Here is an 18,565-nt window from a genome sequence, read left to right as displayed (position 1 = left end):
AGGTCCTACAGCATGCGCAGCACCTTCCTGCCCTTTGCTTTGCCTGTCAGTTTGGTCGTGCTGTTGGCCGCCTGCGGCCATGAAGAAGCGGCCCAGGTTACCATCCGCCCAGCCATGGTGGTGCAGCCTCAGCCTTCTTCGCAGTCGATGGACAGCTACCCCGGCGAAGTGCGCGCCCGCTATGAACCGGACCTGGCCTTTCGCATCGGTGGCAAAGTCAGCAAGCGTTTGGTGGAGGAGGGCGAACGGGTCAAGGCCAACCAGCCGCTGGCGGAGCTGGACCCTCAGGACGTGCGCCTGCAACTGGAAGCGACCCGCGCCCAGGTTGCCGCCGCCGAGGCCAACCTGAGCCTGGTGCGGGCCGAGCGCGACCGCTACAAGACCCTGATGGACCGTCAGATGGTCAGCCGTTCCCAGTACGACAATTCCGAAAACCTCTACCGATCCGGTGAAGCACGCCTCAAGCAGATCAAGGCCGAGTTCGACGTGGCCAGCAACCAGGCCGGCTATGCCGTTCTGCGTGCACCTCAGGACGGGGTGGTGGCCAAGCGTGCGGTGGAAGTCGGCCAAGTGGTGTCCGCCGGGCAAACTGTGTTTACCCTGGCGACCGATGGTGAGCGCGAAGTGCTGATCAGCCTGCCGGAACAAGGTTTTGGCCGCTTCAAGATCGGCCAGCCGGTCTCTGTGGAGTTGTGGAGCCAGCCGGATCAGCGTTTTACCGGGCGTATTCGCGAGCTGTCACCGGCGGCCGATCCCAAGTCGCGCACGTTTGCGGCGCGTGTGGCGTTCACCGGCGGCAAGGTCCCGGCCGAACTGGGCCAGAGCGCACGGGTATTCATACAGGTCGACGGCGATGTTCCGTTGTCGGTGCCGCTGTCTGCCCTCAGTGCGGAGAACGGTGCGTCCTACGTATGGCGCGTCCAGCCCGACAACACGCTCAAGCGCACGCCGGTGCGCATCGGTGCCTTCGGTGAGAAAACCGTCCCGGTCCTGGAAGGCCTGGCCCCGACGGATTGGGTGATCGCCGCCGGTGTGCACGTGCTTCACGAGGGCCAGCAAGTGCGCCCGGTGGACCGCTCCAACCGTGTGGTGAATCTGGCGGCCAAGGAGTAGTCCCCGATGGGTTTCAATCTTTCCGAATGGGCGTTGCGCAATCGCCAGATCGTACTGTTCCTGATGATCCTGCTGGCAGTGGTCGGCACCCTGTCCTACTCCAAGCTGGGGCAAAGTGAAGACCCGCCGTTCACCTTCAAGGCCATGGTGATCAAGACCAACTGGCCTGGCGCAACGGCGCAGGAAGTCTCGCGGCAGGTCACCGAACGCATCGAGAAAAAACTCATGGAGACCGGCGAGTACGAACGTATCGTCTCCTTCTCGCGCCCCGGCGAATCCCAGGTCACCTTCATGGCCCGCGACTCCATGCATTCGGCGCAGATCCCCGAGCTGTGGTACCAGGTGCGCAAGAAGATCAGCGACATCCGCCAGACCTTGCCGCCGGATATCCAGGGGCCGTTTTTCAACGATGAATTCGGCACCACCTTCGGCAATATCTACGCCCTGACCGGCGACGGTTTCGACTACGCGGTGCTCAAGGACTACGCCGACCGCATCCAGATCCAACTGCAGCGCGTGGCGGATGTGGGCAAGGTCGAGTTGCTCGGCCTGCAGGATGAAAAAATCTGGATCGAGCTGTCCAACCTCAAGCTCGCCACCCTCGGCTTGCCTTTGGCGGCGGTGCAACAGGCGTTGCAGGAACAGAATGCGGTGTCCACTGCGGGCTTCTTTGAAACCCCGAGTGAACGTGTGCAACTGCGTGTATCGGGCAACTTCAAGAGCGTGGAAGAGATCCGCAATTTCCCGATCCGCGTGGGTGACCGCACCTTCCGCATCGGTGATGTGGCCGACATCCACCGCGGGTTCAACGATCCACCGGCACCCCGCATGCGCTACATGGGCGCAGACGCCATCGGCCTGGCCGTGGCGATGCGCGATGGCGGCGACATCCTGGTATTGGGTAAGGCCCTGGAAGGTGAATTCGCACGCCTGCAGAAGAACCTTCCGGCGGGTATGGAGCTGCGCAAGGTGTCGGACCAACCGGCAGCGGTGAAGACCAGCGTCGGCGAATTCGTGCAGGTACTGGCCGAAGCGCTGGCCATCGTGTTGCTGGTGAGTTTCTTCTCTCTCGGCGTGCGCACCGGCATGGTGGTGGCCCTGGCGATTCCGCTGGTGCTGGCGATGACGTTTGCCACCATGTATTACCTCGGCATCGGCCTGCACAAGATTTCCCTGGGCGCACTGGTGTTGGCGTTGGGCTTGCTGGTGGATGACGCGATCATCGCCGTGGAGATGATGGCGATCAAAATGGAGCAGGGCTACGACCGGCTCAAGGCCGCCAGCTTTGCCTGGACCAGTACCGCGTTCCCGATGCTCACCGGTACGTTGATCACCGCCGCCGGCTTCCTGCCGATTGCCACTGCGCAGTCGAGCACCGGCGAATACACCCGCTCGATTTTCCAGGTGGTGACCATTGCGTTGCTCGCCTCGTGGGTGGCTGCCGTAGTGTTTGTGCCCTACCTGGGGGAAAAGCTCCTGCCGGACCTGGCGAAAATTCACGCAGCCAAACATGGCACCGATGGTCCTGACCCCTACGGCACACCGTTCTACCAGCGCGTAAGGCGTTTGGTGGAGTGGTGCGTGCGTCGCCGCAAAACCGTGATCGTCCTGACCCTGTTGCTGTTTATCGGCTCGGTCGCGCTATTCCGTTTTGTGCCGCAGCAGTTCTTCCCGGCTTCCGGTCGCCTGGAACTGATGGTCGACCTGAAGCTGGCCGAAGGCGCCTCCCTGAGCAACACCGCCGAGCAGGTCAAGCGCCTGGAAACCCTGCTCAAGGATCACGCCGGCATCGACAACTACGTGGCGTATGTCGGTACTGGATCGCCGCGTTTCTACCTGCCGCTGGATCAACAACTGCCGGCCGCCAGTTTTGCCCAGTTCGTGGTGCTGGCCAAAACCATCGAAGAGCGCGAAAGCCTGCGTACCTGGTTGATCGAAACCCTCAACGAACAATTCCCCGACCTGCGCTCACGGGTCACCCGCCTGGAAAACGGCCCGCCCGTGGGTTACCCGGTGCAGTTCCGTGTGACCGGCGAACATATCGAAGAGGTCCGCGCGCTCGCCCGCAAAGTGGCGGCCAAGGTTCGCGAAAACCCTCACGTGGTCAACGTGCACCTGGACTGGGAAGAACCGAGCAAGATCGTCTACCTCAATATCGACCAGGACCGCGCCCGCGCCCTCGGCGTGAGCACGGCCAACCTGTCGAAATTCCTGCAGAGTTCATTGACCGGTTCCAGCGTCAGCCAGTACCGGGAGGACAACGAGTTGATCGAAATCCTGCTGCGCGGCACCGTGCACGAACGCACCGAACTGTCATTGCTGCCGAGCCTGGCAGTGCCGACGGACAACGGCAAAAGCGTGGCGCTGTCACAAATTGCCACCCTCGAATACGGTTTCGAAGAAGGCATCATCTGGCACCGCAACCGCTTGCCGACGGTGACCGTACGCGCCGATATCTACGGCAAGGAACAGCCCGCGACGCTGGTCCAGCAGATCCTGCCGACGTTGGAAGGCGTGCGTGCCGAACTGCCGGATGGCTACCTGCTCGACGTGGGCGGGACCGTGGAGGATTCCGCCCGTGGACAGAATTCGGTGAAAGCCGGGGTGCCACTGTTTATCGTGGTCGTGCTGACCTTGTTGATGCTGCAGTTGCGCAGTTTCTCGCGTACCGCGATGGTGTTTCTGACGGCACCGCTGGGCTTGATCGGGGTGACCTTGTTCCTGCTGGTATTCCGCCAACCCTTCGGTTTCGTCGCCATGCTCGGGACCATTGCGCTGTCGGGGATGATCATGCGCAACTCGGTGATCCTGGTGGACCAGATCGAGCAGGACATCAAGGCGGGGCTGGCACCGTGGCAAGCGATCATCGAAGCCACCGTCCGCCGCTTCCGCCCGATTGTGCTGACCGCCCTCGCGGCGGTATTGGCGATGATCCCGCTGTCGCGCAGTGTGTTCTTCGGGCCGATGGCCGTGGCGATCATGGGCGGGTTGATAGTGGCGACGGCGTTGACACTATTGTTCTTGCCGGCCCTGTATGCTGCGTGGTTCCGAGTGAGGAAGGACGTCGCGTAATCATGCTGGCCACCGTTTCAGCCCTTATGTTGTTGTTGCTTGCCCCAGGCCCTACCAACACCCTGTTATTTCGTGCCGGTGTGTTGTGTGGCTTGCGGGCTTCGTGGAGGCTGGCATTTGTCGAGTGCCTGGCGTACCTGCTGCAAGTTTCGGTATGGGGCGTGGCATTGCTGTACCTGTCGGCGTACTCGCCATGGGCGCTGAAGGCAACGCAATTGGCGGCAGCCTGCTACTTGCTCTATGTCTCCTACAAGCTTTGGCAGCGTAAGAACAGTGTCATCCACCCCGGTTCCGACCGTTTCTCCGGGCTGTACTTCTTCTGGCTGACGGTGATGAATCCCAAGGGATTGCTGATCGTGTCATTCATTGCACCGTTCGGCACCTTTGCCACGCTACCCGGCTATGCCGGGTTCATGGCCACGCTGGTGCTGGTGGTGATTCCAGTGGGGGCGGGGTGGATCATGCTGGGCAGCCGCTTTGAAGGAATTCAAAAGGCCTGGCTCACGCCATTGAAGATCAACCGTGCGACCTCTATTGCGATTGGCTGCTTTGCCACGCTGATGGTGGGGCGGTTGGCGGAATCGATGGTGAATTGAGGGAGCGCGCGTCTCAGATTTGATGTTTATTGAGATAGTTGCAGTTTTCTGCTGTACTCAAGTCTCAGAAATCGAAAAATTGAGATTTTGATGATCAAGTTGCCACCGAGGGTGCCGGAAGGGGTTTTCGTTTTAATTGGCCAGGAACCCCATCTTCAGCATCTTTCTGACTATATGAAGCTGACTCAGCCAACCGATAGCCAGGGGCGTTACTTACACTTTGATCAACTACGTCACCGCTTCCCAAAGCATTTGGATCAGGCGATATGCTGGGGCATCGTAAAATACGAGCGCTCTCGTCTGTACCAGCAAATATTGCCCGTCGGTACGCCTGAGGCCTGGTGCAAGTTTTTACTGACACCGACCGCACAGCGCGTGGTATCCACGGTCGACAGGTACGCCTCAACTGCAGCACTTGAGTACATGAGCAGCAAGATTGGGAAGGCCGCTCACATCAAGTATCTGCTCAATGATTTGATTGAAGATGAAGCCATCAGCAGCAGTCAGCTGGAAGGGGCAGCAACCACGACGCTCGTAGCAAAAGATATGTTGAAAAGAGAGCGGCTACCCAGAACACCCGATGAAAAAATGATCATTGGTAATTACCGGATGATGCGTTTCGCTTGGGATAAGAGAAACGCTCCTCTCAGTGCCGAACTGATCGCTGAAATGCATGAGGTGGGTGTTCAAGGCATTGACGATGACAAATATTCTCCCGGCAGCTTTCGTCTAAATGATGACGTAGTTGTCCAAGATGGTGATAGCAATGTGGTCCATACGCCCCCTCCTGCAGAAGGCATCGCCAAAAGATTGGGGCGATTAGCTGACTGGATCAACACCTGCCACGACGACGCTACGACAAGCCGCTACCTCCATCCGTTGATCAAAGGTATTTCTCTGCATTTTGCGCTGGGTTACGAGCACCCTTTTCGGGATGGCAATGGTCGCGTGGCGCGTGCGTTGTTTTATTGGTTTATGTTTAAAAGCGATTACGCGGCATTCAGGTATATCTCCATCAGTGTTCTGCTTAAGAATGCCGCCGTTCAGTACGGTACGTCTTACCTCTATACCGAGACAGATGAACTGGATCTGACTTACTTTATTGACTACCAGTGCTCTGTGGTCCAGCGGGCGGTTGATAGCTTCAAGGCGTCTTACGAAAAAAGTGTTAAGGAGGCTGAGTCGTTCGAGCAATGGCTCTGGGAGTCAGGGCTTTACAAAGAGTTGAACGAGAAACAGAAGACTGTATTTCAGGTCGCCAAGAGTGGCACCGCGAAGCAGTTCACTGCGGTCAACGTGAAGGAAAATCTGGGCTGTTCCTACAACACGGCGTCAGCCGTCCTGAACGGTCTTGTTGAATTGAACATCTTCGTCAAGAAGAAGCAGGGTCGTGAATGGGTTTTTTCAATGCGTGATCAAGCAGAAATACAAAAAAACTGGTTGAAGACTTCTCGTTAATTTAACGAATGCCCACGTCTTCTTGAACCGTGGGCATTACGGGTATTACAGCGCCCCAAACACCTTCTTCGCCAAACTGGTAGCCGCCGCCGCCGGGTTCTCGCGAATGGTTTCTTCCTGCTTGGCAATCATCTTGAACAAACCGTCCAGTGCCTGCTCGGTTACGTAGCTCTCCACATTGGCGCTTTTGGCGTCCACCGCACCGAAAGCCGCAGCCTTGCCGGCCAGGGCATTGTACTGCTGGGCTACGCCGACCTTGTCGGTAGCCGCCTTGACGATGGGCAGGAACTTGGCGCGGATCTGTTCACGGCTGCTTTTGTTCAGGTACTGGGTAGCGGAATCCTGGCCACCGCTGAGGATGCCCTTGGCGTCCGTCACGCTCATGTTCTTCACGGCATTCACCAGGATCGGCTGGGCCTGGGTCACGGCGGTTTCAGCAGCCTTGTTCATGCTGGTTTCCAGCTGCGTGACCTGGTCACCCATGCCGAACATCTTCAGCTTGTCGGCGACTTTGCCCAGCTTGCCAGGCAGGCCGATCTTCACTTCCGGGTTGTTGCTGAAACCACCGGGTACACCCAGTTGTTTCACGGCGATTTGCGCGCCTTGGGTCAGGGCGTCCTTGAGGCCGCCGCTGGCGTCGCCCTGGGACAGGCTGCTGAGGTCCAGGGCCATGGCGTTGGCACCGAGCAGCAGGCCGGCACACAGGGCAGTCAGGCGAAGGGAGTTACGGAGCATGGGCGCTTCCTTTTTATCGAATTCAGTGGGCCGCCGCGTCAACGCGCAGACGCAGTGGTTGAGGAGCCTGGCCGTTGAGCTGTACAGCGTGTCGCTCGGTGGTAATAAACAGTAGCTTGCCATCCACTTCGATGCGAGCGCTGACCGAGTAGCTGTGGCCGGGTTTGACCTGGGCCGGGTCGTAGCTCAGGTGAAACGGCAGCGGCACCTGGCCTTTGACCGGGCCTTTCTGCTCGGCGAGGGTCACAGCCGGTGCATCTGCCAGGGAAACGTCTTGCAGGCTCACACTCAAGGTCGCGGTTGGCGGCAGGGCGATGCGTTGCAGGTAGAACACTTCGCCATCGAGGCTGGCCTTGGGGGTGGGGCTCATGGACTGGCAAGCTCCGAGCAGGGCGGTAAGGCCCAGGAGGATGATCTTTTTCACGGTGTCGCTCCTTTTCAACGGCGCCGGCATCCAACCAACGCCTTTTCAAATCTAGCGGTTTTCTTCAGGTTCGATGGGTATTTCGGCCGCGCCATCCACACGATGCAATGCCACCTGGCGAATCGACAGGCGAATATCTGCTGGCAATACGCGCTTGGCCGCGCCTTCGGCCAGTTCGCCGAGCAGGTCGTGATAGCTCAGCTTGCCGGCGTCATCGCGGCGCAGCACATCTTGTTCCAGCAAGGTCTGGATGAAATGTCGGAAAAGGCTCTTGTCGAAGAATTCCGGGGCATTGAGGCCATGCAGGATCGACAGGCGCTGGGCCATGATCGTGCACAGGTCTTCCAGCTCTTCGGCGCTGATGCTGTTCTGGCCGCTGTTGAGCAGCAGCGAAATCGCCATGTAGAAGCGTTGCAGGGTCTGGGCGATGCTCTTGGACAGCAGCGTCAGCAACACGAAGTGCCGTGAACTCGGCGCCGGGCGCAGGTATACGTTGTTTTCGAAACGCAGCAAACCTTGTTCGACAAAGGCTTCCAGCCACTGGTCGATCACGGTATCGAGTTCTTCCAGCGACCAGCGGATAAACAGCTCCGATTGCAGGTACGGGTACAGCGCGTGGGTGTAGCGCTGGATCTGCTCGCGGCTCATCCGCGAGCTGCTCTGGAAGAAACTCGCCAGCAGTGCCGGCAGGGCAAAGATGTGCAGCACATTGTTGCGGTAGTAGGTCATCAGGACAGCGTTCTGCTCGTCCAGGTACAGAATCTTGCCCAACGCATCGCTCTGTTCCGACAGCAAATCCATGTCCTTCACATGCTTGATCAGCGCCAGGCCATCACCTTCGGGCAAGGTGGTGTGCGGCGAGTAGGGCACACGGCGCAACAGCGCCAGGTACAGGTCCAACTGGCGCGCCATGGCTTGTTCGTCCAGGGCCAGGCGGGTGGTGGACAGCAGCGCCAGGGCGACCAGGTTCACCGGGTTCACGGCGGCGGCTTCGTTCAAGTGGCGTGCCACCTGTTCGCCGAGGCGGTTGGTGGTTTCGTTGAGCCAGGCCGGCTTGTAGTTCGGCCCCAGCTCCTGGGCACGCCAGTCCGGTTGTTCGCTGTCGAGGAATTCGGCCAGCTTGATCGGTTCGCCGAAGTTGACCGCGACCTGGCCGAAGCGCTGCTTGAGGGCGCCGATCACCTTGAAAATATCGAAGATCGACTCTTTCTTCTTGCTCGCGCCGCGCAATTCACCGAGGTAGGTACGACCTTCGAGTACGCGTTCATAACCGATGTACACCGGCACGAACACGATCGGCATGCGCGATGAGCGCAGGAAGCTGCGCAGGGTGATCGCCAGCATCCCGGTCTTCGGCTGCAGCATGCGCCCGGTACGCGAGCGTCCGCCTTCGACGAAGTACTCCACCGGGAAACCCTTGGTGAACAAGGTATGCAGGTATTCGTTGAACACCGAGGTGTACAGCGGGTTGCCCTTGAAGGTGCGGCGCATGAAAAACGCACCGCCACGGCGCAGCAGGCTGCCGATCACCGGCATGTTCAGGTTGATCCCGGCGGCGATGTGCGGTGGGGTCAGGCCATTCTTGAACAGCAGGTAGGACAGCAGCAGGTAATCGATATGGCTGCGGTGGCAAGGGACGTAGATCACCTCGTAGCCCTGGGCAACCTTTTGCACGCCTTCGATGTTGTTGACCTTGATGCCGTCGTAGATCTTGTTCCAGAACCAGCTCAGCACCACTTCGAGAAAGCGGATCGCGGTGTAGGTGTAGTCCGAGGCGATTTCGTTGCCGTAGCGCAAGGCCTGGGCCTTGGCTTTTTCCGGGCTGATCTTTTCCCGTTCGGCCTCGTCGATGATGGCCTGGCGCACCAGCGGCATGTTGACCAGGCCCTTCACCAGATTGCGCCGGTGTGACAGATCGGGACCGATCACCGCCGTCTTCAGGTTACGAAAGTGCACACGCAGGATGCGTTGGGCCATGCGCACCGTGCGTTCGTGCCCTTTATTGTGCTCGATCAATTCACGCAGGTTGATTGGCGCAGAGAATTGCACGCGGGTCTTGCGACCCAGGATCAGGATGCTCAACAGGCGACGTAGACGCCCGGTGACCGCCCAGCTGTCGGCAAACAACAGCTTCCACGGGCTGGACTCGCTCTCGGGGGACTGGCCCCAGAACACGCTGACCGGAATGATTTGTGCATTCTCTTCGGCGTGCTCGCTGAGGGTATCGACCAGGCGGGTCAGCGTGGGCGGTGCACCACGCTTGTCCTGGCGGCCGAGCCAGTCCGGTTCCGGCGTGAGGTAGAAGAACGCCGCCGGTTCCATCAGCGGGCCGACCGAAACCGGCAGCACCGGGCGCGGCAGGCCGGCCTTGGTGCACTCGGCATCGACCACGGCCAATTCGGTGAGGGAGGGTGATTGCAGGACGTAGAACACCGGCCGGCTGCGGTCCAGGTTGAGGGTTAGGGACGACTGGTTGATCGTCTCCGAGCGAACCCAGAGGTACAACAGTCGGCGCAAGGTGCCAAACACTAGACGGCGGAACGGGGAGCGGGTCATAGGCGTGCTGCTTCAAGTGGAAAAAACCGAGCAGGCGCTCGGGCGGGTAGTGTGCCGTATTCGCCGAAAATCGGCAAAAAAGCAGCGATGTAAACTTGAGTTGATCGTTTTTGAGCCTGTCTTATACTCGGCAGTTCAATGCGACTGACCCAACAATAAAAAACTGTGGGAGCAAAAACAGAATGGCAACGCGTGAAACCGGCAATGTGAAATGGTTCAACGATGCAAAGGGCTATGGCTTCATTCAACGCGAAGACGGCAAGGATGTGTTCGTGCACTACCGCGCCATTCGCGGTGAAGGCCATCGCTCCCTGGCCGAGGGACAGCAGGTGGAGTACGCCGTGGTGAGCGGCGAGAAGGGGTTGCAGGCGGAAGATGTGGTGGGGCTTTAACGCGCGCTGAACCCCTGTTGTGGTGAGCGGGCTTGCCCCGCGTTGGGCTGCGAAGCGGCCCTAATAAGAACGCCGCGTTGTGTCAGGCACTCCGCGGCGTAGGGTTTTAGGGCCGCTTCGCAGCCCAGCGCGGGGCAAGCCCGCTCACCACACAAGCCCTTCCCTCATGCTTTCAGGATCAGGCTGTTTTCCAGGTGATCTGCTCTTCACCGTCCACGCTGATCCGGATCCAGGTATCGGCGCTTTCTTCGCCTTCTTCCTCGACCCAGGTCCCCGGTGCACAACGCACTTCCACGTTCAGTGCGGCAAACGCAGCGCGGGCGCAGGCAATGTCGTCGTCCCACGGCGTCTGGTCACTTTCCAGGTACAGGCTGTTCCATTTGCCGACGGCTTTGGGCAGCCAGGTGACCGGCACGTTGCCGGCCTTGCATTTGTAGGTCTGGCCTTTCTGGACCCAATCGGTGCACGGGCCCAGGGCGGCGCCCAGCCAGGCGGCAATGGCCTTGTGGTCGACGTCGGCGTCCTTCAGGTAAATCTCGATATCGGGTTGGCGCATGGATGTTCCTCGTTGCGGGATTCGAAAATCCATTCGCGGGTATTGGAAAGGTGTTTATTGAAGCACGAAATAGTCGTAGCGCATCGACACGGTGACCACCAGCGGCTCGGCCGCCTCGATCACTTGCGCACGGCGCTCGGCACTGGCACGCCAGCCGTGAGGCGTCATGGCCAGCAGGTTGGCGCGGTCCCGGGGCTCGGCCAGGTTCAGCGTGAATTCCAATGTTTCGCTGTGCGCCAGGCTCATGCCGTCCGGCACCAGGGCCAGGTGCTTGTCGTCGGTGTATTCACGCACTTCGTCGTACAAGCGCTCGCGCAATTCCATCAGGTGGCCGCTGGTCGGACCGACCTTCATCAGACCGCCGCCGGGGCTGAGCAGGCGCTTGGCCTCTTCCCAGTCCAATGGGCTGAACACGCTGGCGAGAAACTGGCAGCTGCCTGACGCCAACGGCACGCGGGCCATGCTGGCGATCAACCAGGTCAGCGCAGGGTTGCGCTTGCATGCACGCTTGACCGCTTCCTTGGAAATGTCCAGTGCGTAGCCATCGGCGTGAGGCAGGGCATCGGCGATTTGCGCGGTGTAGTAACCCTCGCCACAGCCGATATCGACCCAGCGCTGCGGCGCGCGTTCGGCGGCCAGTTCGGCCAGGCGCCTGGCCACCGGGGCGTAGTGCCCGGCGTTGAGGAAATCGCGGCGCGCTTCGACCATGGCCAGGTTGTCGCCCGGGTCGCGGCTGTTCTTGTGCTGCACCGGCAACAGGTTCAGGTAACCCTGGCGCGCACGGTCAAAACGATGCCCGGCCGGGCACGCCACGCCATTGTCCACCGTGTTGAGCGGCGCGCTGCAAATGGGGCAGGCGAGCATCAGGCGAGCAACTTGATCAGGGTCTGGTAGTAGATTTCGGTCAGCACATCGAGGTCGCTGGCCAGGATGCGCTCGTTGACCTGGTGGATCGTCGCGTTGACCGGGCCCAGCTCGACCACTTGGGTGCCGAGGGTTGCGATGAAACGCCCATCGGAGGTGCCACCGCTGGTGGACGCCTGGGTCTCACGCCCGGTGATTGCCTTGATGCTCGCCGACACCGCATCCAGCAAGGCGCCCGGTTCGGTGAGGAACGGCAGGCCCGACAGCGCCCATTCCACGTGCCAGTCCAGGCCATGCTTGTCGAGAATCTCCGCAACCCGTTGCTGCAGACCTTCGACGGTGGACTCGGTGGAGAAACGGAAGTTGAACACCGCCTTCAGGTCACCGGGGATCACGTTGGTCGCGCCGGTGCCGGAGTTGAGGTTGGAAATCTGGAAGCTGGTCGGCGGGAAGAAGGTGTTGCCGTCATCCCAGTGCTCGGCGGCCAGTTCGGCCAGGGCCGGCGCGGCCAGGTGGATCGGGTTCTTCGCCAGGTGCGGGTAGGCTACGTGACCTTGCACGCCGCGCACGGTCAGGGTGGCGCCGAGGGAGCCGCGACGGCCGTTCTTGACCACGTCGCCCACCAGCGTGGTGCTCGACGGTTCGCCGACGATGCACCAGTCCAGGCGTTCCTTGCGTGCAGCCAGGCGTTCGATCACGGCCTTGGTGCCGTGGTGCGCCGGGCCTTCTTCATCGCTGGTGATCAGGAAAGCCACCGAACCCTTGTGGTCGGGGTAGTCGGCGACAAAACGCTCCGCCGCCACCAGCATGGCCGCCAGGCTGCCTTTCATGTCCGCTGCGCCACGCCCGCAGAGCATGCCGTTTTCATCGATCAGCGCGTCGAACGGGTCGTTCTGCCACGCCTGCACCGGGCCGGTCGGTACCACGTCGGTGTGGCCGGCAAAGCACAGCACCGGGCCATCGTGCTTGCCGTGGGTGGCCCAGAAGTTGTCCACGTCTTCGATGCGCATCGGCTCAAGCGCAAAACCGGCGTCGCCCAGGCGCTGCATCATCAGCTTCTGGCAATCGGCGTCGATCGGCGTCACCGAGGGGCGACGGATCAGGTCGATGGCAAGTTGAAGGGTCGGCGAAAGGTCGGCATGGGCCGTCATGGGAAACTCCGGAAGCATGTGATGGGCGCAGGACGTAAGGGGCGCAGATTCAGTGTGGGAGGGGGCTTGCCCCCGATGGCTGAGTGTCAGTCACTGCATCTGTTGACTGGCTCACCACCATCGGGGGCAAGCCCCCTCCCACACAAAGCATTGGCCGAGCCAAGACTCATAAAACGGCCGTTATCTTATAGCAAAACGGCGGCCAGAGGCCGCCGTTTAGTGCATTGCGCAAGTTTTTACGCAGCCGGTGCGGGTTGCGTTGCCGCCGCCGGTTTCGGCAGCGAAGACAGGAACGCCATGACCAGCGCCGCCACATACGGCAGCGACTGCACCAGCAACATCACCACCCAGAAGCGGATGTCATTGCTCGGCAGGCCCTGCACCAGGTAGATCCCCAGCGCCGCGCCCCACAACAGCAGCATGATGAACATCTCTTCGCGGGCTTCGGAAATCGCCACCCAGAAGCCGTGGTTATCGGCGTTTTTCGGTGTACGGAAGAACGGGATACTGGTGGTGAAGAAGCCATACAGCACCGCCTTGGCGATGGTGTGGGACAACGCCAGACCGGCCAGCGCCGCGCAGAATGCGTCCTTCAAGTTCACGCCTACCGCACGACGGTACAGGAAGATGATCTTGCCCACCTTGAACACGAACAGCGCCAACGGCGGGATCGCGAAAATCAGCAGCGGCGGATCGACCCGCGTCGGCACGATGATCATCGCCGCCGACCACAGCAGCGCACCCACGGTGAAGAAGATGTTCATGCCGTCCGCCACCCACGGCAGCCAGCCCGCCAGGAAGTGGTAACGCTGGCCACGGGTCAGTTCGGTGTCCTTGCCGCGCAACAGGCTCGCGGTGTGGCGCTTGATGATCTGGATCGCGCCGTAGGCCCAGCGGAAACGCTGTTTCTTGAAGTCGATAAAGGTATCCGGCATCAGGCCCTTGCCGTAGCTGTCGTGGTAATACGCCGCCGACAGGCCTTTCTCGAACACACGCAGGCCCAGTTCGGCGTCTTCGCAGATGCACCAGTCGGCCCAGCCCAGTTCTTCGAGCACCGAGCGACGGGTCATGGTCATGGTGCCGTGCTGGATGATCGCATCGCGGTCGTTGCGGGTGACCATGCCGATATGGAAGAAGCCTTTGTATTCCGCGTAGCAGAGCTTCTTGAAGGTGCTTTCGTTCTGGTCGCGGTAATCCTGCGGCGACTGCACCACGGCGATTTTCGGGTCGGCGAAGTGCGGCACCATGTGCTTGAGCCAGTTCGGCGATACGCAGTAATCGGAGTCGATCACCGCGATCACCTCGGCATCCTTGGCGGTGTGCGGGATCAGGTAGTTCAGTGCGCCACCTTTGAAACCGGCCAGGGGCGCGACATGGAAGAACTTGAAGCGCGGGCCCAGGGTTTCGCAGTAGTCGCGCACCGGCTCCCACACGGCCGGGTCCTTAGTGTTGTTGTCGATGATCAGGACTTCGTAGTCCGGGTAATCGAGCGCGGCCAACGCGTCGAGGGTCTGTTTGACCATCTCCGGCGGCTCGTTGTAGCAGGGCACGTGGATCGACACTTTTGGGCGGTAGTCCGAATCTCCCACTACTGGCAGGAATTCACGCCGACGCTTGTGGGTCCAGACCGCTTCCGCCAGCTCATGGGCTTCGGTCAGCAACACGATAAACACGCCCAGGGCACCGAGGGCCAGGAGAATGCCCACGGTCACGCTGAACCAGGTGCTGTATTGCTGGCTGTAGTCGTAGCCGATCCACACCAGCACCGAACCGCACAGGAACGCGATAAAGGTCAGGAAGGTACGGCCGCGCTGGCGCAGGGCCGAGCCGTCGATCATCAGCAGGGTCAGCGACAACAGCGCAAGCACCACCGAACCGATGGCCAGCACGCGCCATTGCGGGATCGCGACCACGGGGCCTTCAAAGTTGAATTTCTGCTGGCGTGCGGCGTTGTACACGCCCCAGTAGGCGCCCGCCGAGCCTTCGTCGCTGACTTTCCACGGCTGATCGAAGGCCTCGATCACAAAGTAGTTGTAGCCCTGGCGGTTCAGCTTGTTTACCAGCGTACGCAGGTAAATCGCCTGGTCGGCCGGGGAGGTTTCATTACCCCCGCGCATGCGGCCGTTGCTCGGCCAGCCCACTTCCGACAGCAGCAGCGGTTTTTTCGGGAACAGTTTCTTCAGGTCACGGGCACGGTCGAGTACATACTGGCCGGCCTTGTCCATCGGGATGTATTCCCAGAACGGCAGGATGTGCGCGGCGATCAGGTCGACGTGCTTGGCCAGTTGCGGGTTCTTTTCCCAGATGTGCCACTGCTCGGAGGTCGTCACCGGTACTTTCACGGCGGCGCGCACCCGGTCCAGCAGCACAATCAGTGCCTCAGGGGTGATTTCTTCCCGGAACAGGGCTTCGTTACCCACCACTACCCGCACCACACTGCGCGAGGTGTTGGCGATTTCGATGGCACGCTGGATTTCTCGCTCGTTGCGCTCCAGGTCCGGGCTGATCCAGATCCCCAGCGTCACGCGCAGGCCGAACTCTTCCGCCAGCTTGGGGATGTCCCCCAGGGTGCCGTCGACCGAGTAGGTGCGGATGTTGTCCGTCAGCTTGCTCATGATCGCAAGGTCTTGACGCATCTGGTCGTCGGTCGGGTACTGGTCTTTCTGTGGGAACTGGCCTTGCTGGAACGGCGAGTAGGAAAAACCGGAGATCTGTTCGGGCCAGTTGGGGGTGGTGACGGGGCGGTTGATCAGCGCCCAGAAGCCGGTGAACAGCGCGGCGATTGCCAGCACGATCACCAGGTTGAGTCCAAATTTACGCGATGCCATGGCTATTTCGGGTTCCAAAAGGTGTGGAACGAAAAGAGGTGTCGGCCTGCGCCGAACGGCGCGCATCCTACACCGGCCCTTCCCTGACCGTACAGCAAGCAGAGAAAAACCGGACATTAGTCAGCGAAAGGCCATCTTAGTTCTTAACTTGTAGCTTGAAGCTTCGAACTTGTCGCTGCGTAGCCCTATAATGCGCGCCGGTTTTTGGGGTAATGGTCATGAGTACAGAAGATCCGCGGTTTGCAGGCGTCGCCCGCTTGTATGGCATTGAAGGCCTGGAGCGCTTGAAAGCGGCCCATGTGGCGATCGTCGGCGTCGGCGGCGTAGGCTCCTGGGCGGCGGAAGCCATGGCCCGTTGTGGGGTGGGCGAGATTTCGCTGTTTGACCTGGATGACGTCTGTGTCAGCAACAGCAACCGCCAGTTGCACGCCCTGGACAGTACCGTGGGCAAACCCAAGGTCGAGGTGATGGCCGAGCGCCTGCGCGGCATCAACCCGCACTGTACGGTGCATGCGGTGGCCGACTTCGTGACCCGCGACACCATGGCCGAATACATCACCCCCAACATCGATTGCGTGATCGACTGCATTGACGCGGTCAACGCCAAAGCTGCGCTGATCGCCTGGTGCAAGCGCCGCAAGATCCAGATCATCACCACCGGCGGCGCCGGCGGGCAGATCGACCCGACGTTGATCCAGGTCTGCGACCTGAACCGCACGTTCAACGATCCGCTGGCCTCGAAAGTGCGTTCTACCTTGCGTCGCGACTATGGTTTTTCACGCACCGTGACCCGTCATTACAGCGTGCCGTGCGTGTTTTCCACCGAGCAACTGCGTTATCCCAAGCCGGATGGCAGCATTTGTTTGCAGAAGAGTTTTGTCGGGGATGGCGTGAAGCTGGACTGCGCGGGTGGGTTTGGTGCGGTGATGATGGTGACCGCCACGTTCGGCATGGTGGCGGCGACCAAGGCGGTGGACAAGATTGTGGCCGGGGTGCGCAGGCCTTCCGAGCGGGTCAAGCCCACTTAATACTGGATACTTGCACCATTCAAAATGTGGGAGCTGGCTTGCCTGCGATAGCGGTGGATCAGTCAACCTCTTCGACGACTGACACCCTGTAATCGCAGGCAAGCCAGCTCCCACATTTAGTTTTGTATAAGGCTCAATGCTCGCATGCGCTGCAAGACCGCATTCAGGCCATTGCTGCGCGACGGCGACAATTGGCGGGAAAGCCCCAGTTGGTTGAACCAGTCGGGCAAGTCGACGGCTTGCAGCTCGGCGGCAGAGAGTCCATTGACCCGCGCCAGCAACAACGCCACCAACCCGCGAATCATCCGCGCCTCGCTGCTGGCGGCGAACTGCCAGTGGTCATCGTGCAATTGCCCGACCAGCCACACCAGGCTTTCGCAGCCCTGCACGAGATTGGCGTCGACTTTATCCTCATCGGGCAGGGCAGGCAGACGCTCGCCCCATTGCATCAGCATGCGCGCGCGCTGTTCCCAGCTGCCTACCGCCTGGAAGGCCTCCAGTGCAGCGACTGCATCTCGCGGCAGGCTCATCGCAACATATCCAAGGCCTGGTCCAGCGCTTCGAAGAAGCGTTCCAGGTCATCGGAATCGTTATACAGCGCCAGGGACACACGAATCGCCCCCGACAGATGCATCGCCTTGAGCAACGGCATGGCGCAATGGTGCCCGGCGCGCACAGCGATGCCTTGTTCGGTCAACAGATGCGCGAGGTCGGCGTTATGCACGCCTTCGACCACAAAGCTGACCAACGCCACTTGCGGCGAGCCCAGCACGCGCACGCCATTGCGCGCTTTCAAACCGCGCAGCAGATACTCGTGCAACGCCGCTTCATGGGCGATCACTGCCTGTTGGTCCAGCGAATTCAGATAATCCAGGCTGGCTCCCAGGCCGATCACGCCGGCAATCGGCGGTGTGCCCGCTTCGAAACCCAGCGGCGCCGGGCGGAAACTGGCGCTGTGGTAGTCGGCCTGTTGCACCATCTCGCCGCCAAACTGCCAGTGGCGCAGGTGGTGCAGGGCTTCGTTGCGGCCAAACAGCACGCCGACGCCGTCCGGCCCGTACAACTTGTGGCTGGAAAACACATAGAAGTCGCAGCCCAGGGCCTGCACGTCGTGGCGGCCGTGGACGATGCCTTGGGCGCCATCGACCACGGTCAGTGCGCCGTGGGCCTTGGCCGTTGTGATCAGCGTCTGTAAGGGTTGCCAGGCGCCCAGCACGTTGGATAGCTGGCTTACCGCCAGCAGGCGTGTACGCGGGCCGATCAATTCGGCGGCGGCTGTCAGGTCGATCACGCCGTCATCGTTCAACGGCAACACCACCAGCGTGGCAGCGCGGCGTTTGGCCAGTTGCTGCCAGGGCAGCAGGTTGGCGTGGTGTTCCAGGGCGCTGACCACAATCTCATCGCCCGCATTGAATAAGTGCTCAAGGCCGTAGGCCAAGAGGTTCAGCGCAGAAGTCGCGCCGTGGGTGAACACGATCTGCCCACTGTCGCCTGCATTCAACCACTGCGCGACCTTGCTGCGGCTGTCTTCGAACGCCTGGGTCGCATGGGCGCCGGGCAAGTGCTGGGCACGGTGCACATTGGCTGCGCCATTGGCGTAGTAATGGCTGATGGCATCCAGCAGGGCCTGGGGCTTTTGTGTGGTGGCGGCGTTGTCCAGGTACGTCTGGTCTTGCCGTTGCAGGGTGGCGATGGCCGGGAAATCGGCGCGCCAGGGGGAGGGCACTAGCATGGTGTTCAAGACTCGTATAAGCGAGCCCCAGGGTCGGGGCCCGCTAGTGGCATCGAGTGG

Annotated in this window: 15 protein-coding genes; 6 read left to right on the top strand and 9 right to left on the bottom strand. The window is 60.8% G+C overall.

Features of this window, described 5'->3' with window-relative positions:
* Positions 1–12: 12 nt before the first annotated feature.
* The 4 genes from BM026_RS05955 to BM026_RS05940 all read left to right on the top strand — a co-directional run bounded on the left by BM026_RS05955 (position 13) and on the right by BM026_RS05940 (position 6,239).
* Positions 13–1,113 carry an efflux RND transporter periplasmic adaptor subunit gene (locus BM026_RS05955; protein WP_093512228.1) on the top strand — a complete coding sequence of 367 codons (1,101 nt, stop codon included), beginning with the start codon at positions 13–15 and terminating at the stop codon, positions 1,111–1,113.
* Between the two features lie 6 nt (positions 1,114–1,119).
* Complete coding sequence (locus BM026_RS05950) at positions 1,120–4,185, top strand: efflux RND transporter permease subunit (RefSeq protein WP_093119349.1); 3,066 nt, start codon at positions 1,120–1,122, stop codon at positions 4,183–4,185.
* A 2-nt stretch (positions 4,186–4,187) separates the two neighbouring features.
* Positions 4,188–4,781 carry a LysE family translocator gene (locus tag BM026_RS05945; RefSeq protein WP_071488786.1) on the top strand — a complete coding sequence of 198 codons (594 nt, stop codon included), beginning with the start codon at positions 4,188–4,190 and terminating at the stop codon, positions 4,779–4,781.
* Positions 4,782–4,874: 93 nt separating this feature from the next.
* The gene (locus tag BM026_RS05940) at positions 4,875–6,239 is read left to right on the top strand and encodes a Fic family protein (RefSeq protein WP_371914360.1); all 1,365 of its coding nucleotides are present in this window, start codon (positions 4,875–4,877) and stop codon (positions 6,237–6,239) included.
* A 45-nt stretch (positions 6,240–6,284) separates the two neighbouring features.
* On the opposite strand, the gene BM026_RS05935 is transcribed toward BM026_RS05940, so the two are convergent.
* Genes BM026_RS05935 through plsB form a run of 3 tightly spaced genes read right to left on the bottom strand, consistent with a single transcriptional unit; the run spans position 6,285 to position 9,954 of the window.
* Positions 6,285–6,974, bottom strand: coding sequence for a DUF4197 domain-containing protein (locus BM026_RS05935; protein WP_071488787.1), 690 nt, complete (start codon positions 6,972–6,974; stop codon positions 6,285–6,287).
* Between the two features lie 22 nt (positions 6,975–6,996).
* Entirely contained in the window at positions 6,997–7,398 is a 402-nt protein-coding gene (locus tag BM026_RS05930) for a YbaY family lipoprotein (RefSeq protein WP_093527744.1), read from the bottom strand.
* A gap of 51 nt (positions 7,399–7,449) precedes the next feature.
* Entirely contained in the window at positions 7,450–9,954 is a 2,505-nt protein-coding gene (gene plsB / locus BM026_RS05925; RefSeq protein ID WP_093527672.1) for a glycerol-3-phosphate 1-O-acyltransferase PlsB, read from the bottom strand.
* 182 nt (positions 9,955–10,136) lie between these two features.
* On the opposite strand from plsB, the gene BM026_RS05920 reads away from it, so the two are divergent.
* Positions 10,137–10,346 (top strand): cold-shock protein, encoded by a 210-nt coding sequence (locus tag BM026_RS05920; RefSeq protein ID WP_024073812.1) that lies wholly within the window; start codon positions 10,137–10,139, stop codon positions 10,344–10,346.
* Between the two features lie 178 nt (positions 10,347–10,524).
* On the opposite strand, the gene BM026_RS05915 is transcribed toward BM026_RS05920, so the two are convergent.
* The 4 genes from BM026_RS05915 to BM026_RS05900 all read right to left on the bottom strand — a co-directional run bounded on the left by BM026_RS05915 (position 10,525) and on the right by BM026_RS05900 (position 15,745).
* The gene (locus BM026_RS05915; RefSeq protein WP_058425300.1) at positions 10,525–10,902 is read right to left on the bottom strand and encodes a hypothetical protein; all 378 of its coding nucleotides are present in this window, start codon (positions 10,900–10,902) and stop codon (positions 10,525–10,527) included.
* A 54-nt stretch (positions 10,903–10,956) separates the two neighbouring features.
* Complete coding sequence (locus BM026_RS05910; RefSeq protein ID WP_071488790.1) at positions 10,957–11,766, bottom strand: putative RNA methyltransferase; 810 nt, start codon at positions 11,764–11,766, stop codon at positions 10,957–10,959.
* Positions 11,766–12,917, bottom strand: coding sequence for a succinyl-diaminopimelate desuccinylase (gene dapE, locus BM026_RS05905; RefSeq protein ID WP_093119342.1), 1,152 nt, complete (start codon positions 12,915–12,917; stop codon positions 11,766–11,768). Before dapE ends, BM026_RS05910 begins: the two co-directional genes overlap by 1 nt.
* Before the next feature lie 236 nt (positions 12,918–13,153).
* Positions 13,154–15,745 (bottom strand): glycosyltransferase, encoded by a 2,592-nt coding sequence (locus BM026_RS05900; RefSeq protein ID WP_092241154.1) that lies wholly within the window; start codon positions 15,743–15,745, stop codon positions 13,154–13,156.
* Positions 15,746–15,957: 212 nt separating this feature from the next.
* Here BM026_RS05900 and tcdA point away from each other — a divergent pair, with 212 nt between their 5' ends.
* Entirely contained in the window at positions 15,958–16,773 is an 816-nt protein-coding gene (gene tcdA / locus BM026_RS05895; protein ID WP_083351546.1) for a tRNA cyclic N6-threonylcarbamoyladenosine(37) synthase TcdA, read from the top strand.
* A gap of 116 nt (positions 16,774–16,889) precedes the next feature.
* On the opposite strand, the gene BM026_RS05890 is transcribed toward tcdA, so the two are convergent.
* Both BM026_RS05890 and BM026_RS05885 read right to left on the bottom strand, forming a co-directional pair.
* Complete coding sequence (locus BM026_RS05890) at positions 16,890–17,303, bottom strand: SufE family protein (RefSeq protein WP_093527670.1); 414 nt, start codon at positions 17,301–17,303, stop codon at positions 16,890–16,892.
* Positions 17,300–18,505, bottom strand: coding sequence for an aminotransferase class V-fold PLP-dependent enzyme (locus tag BM026_RS05885; RefSeq protein WP_093512221.1), 1,206 nt, complete (start codon positions 18,503–18,505; stop codon positions 17,300–17,302). The genes BM026_RS05890 and BM026_RS05885 overlap by 4 nt, the downstream gene beginning before the upstream one ends.
* Positions 18,506–18,565 lie beyond the last annotated feature (60 nt).

The sequence above is a fragment of the Pseudomonas sp. NFPP24 genome (genome assembly GCF_900112095.1).
GTDB lineage: Bacteria > Pseudomonadota > Gammaproteobacteria > Pseudomonadales > Pseudomonadaceae > Aquipseudomonas > Aquipseudomonas extremorientalis.
Note: the sequence above shows the minus strand (reverse complement) of the source record. Positions and strands in the feature narration are given on the sequence as shown.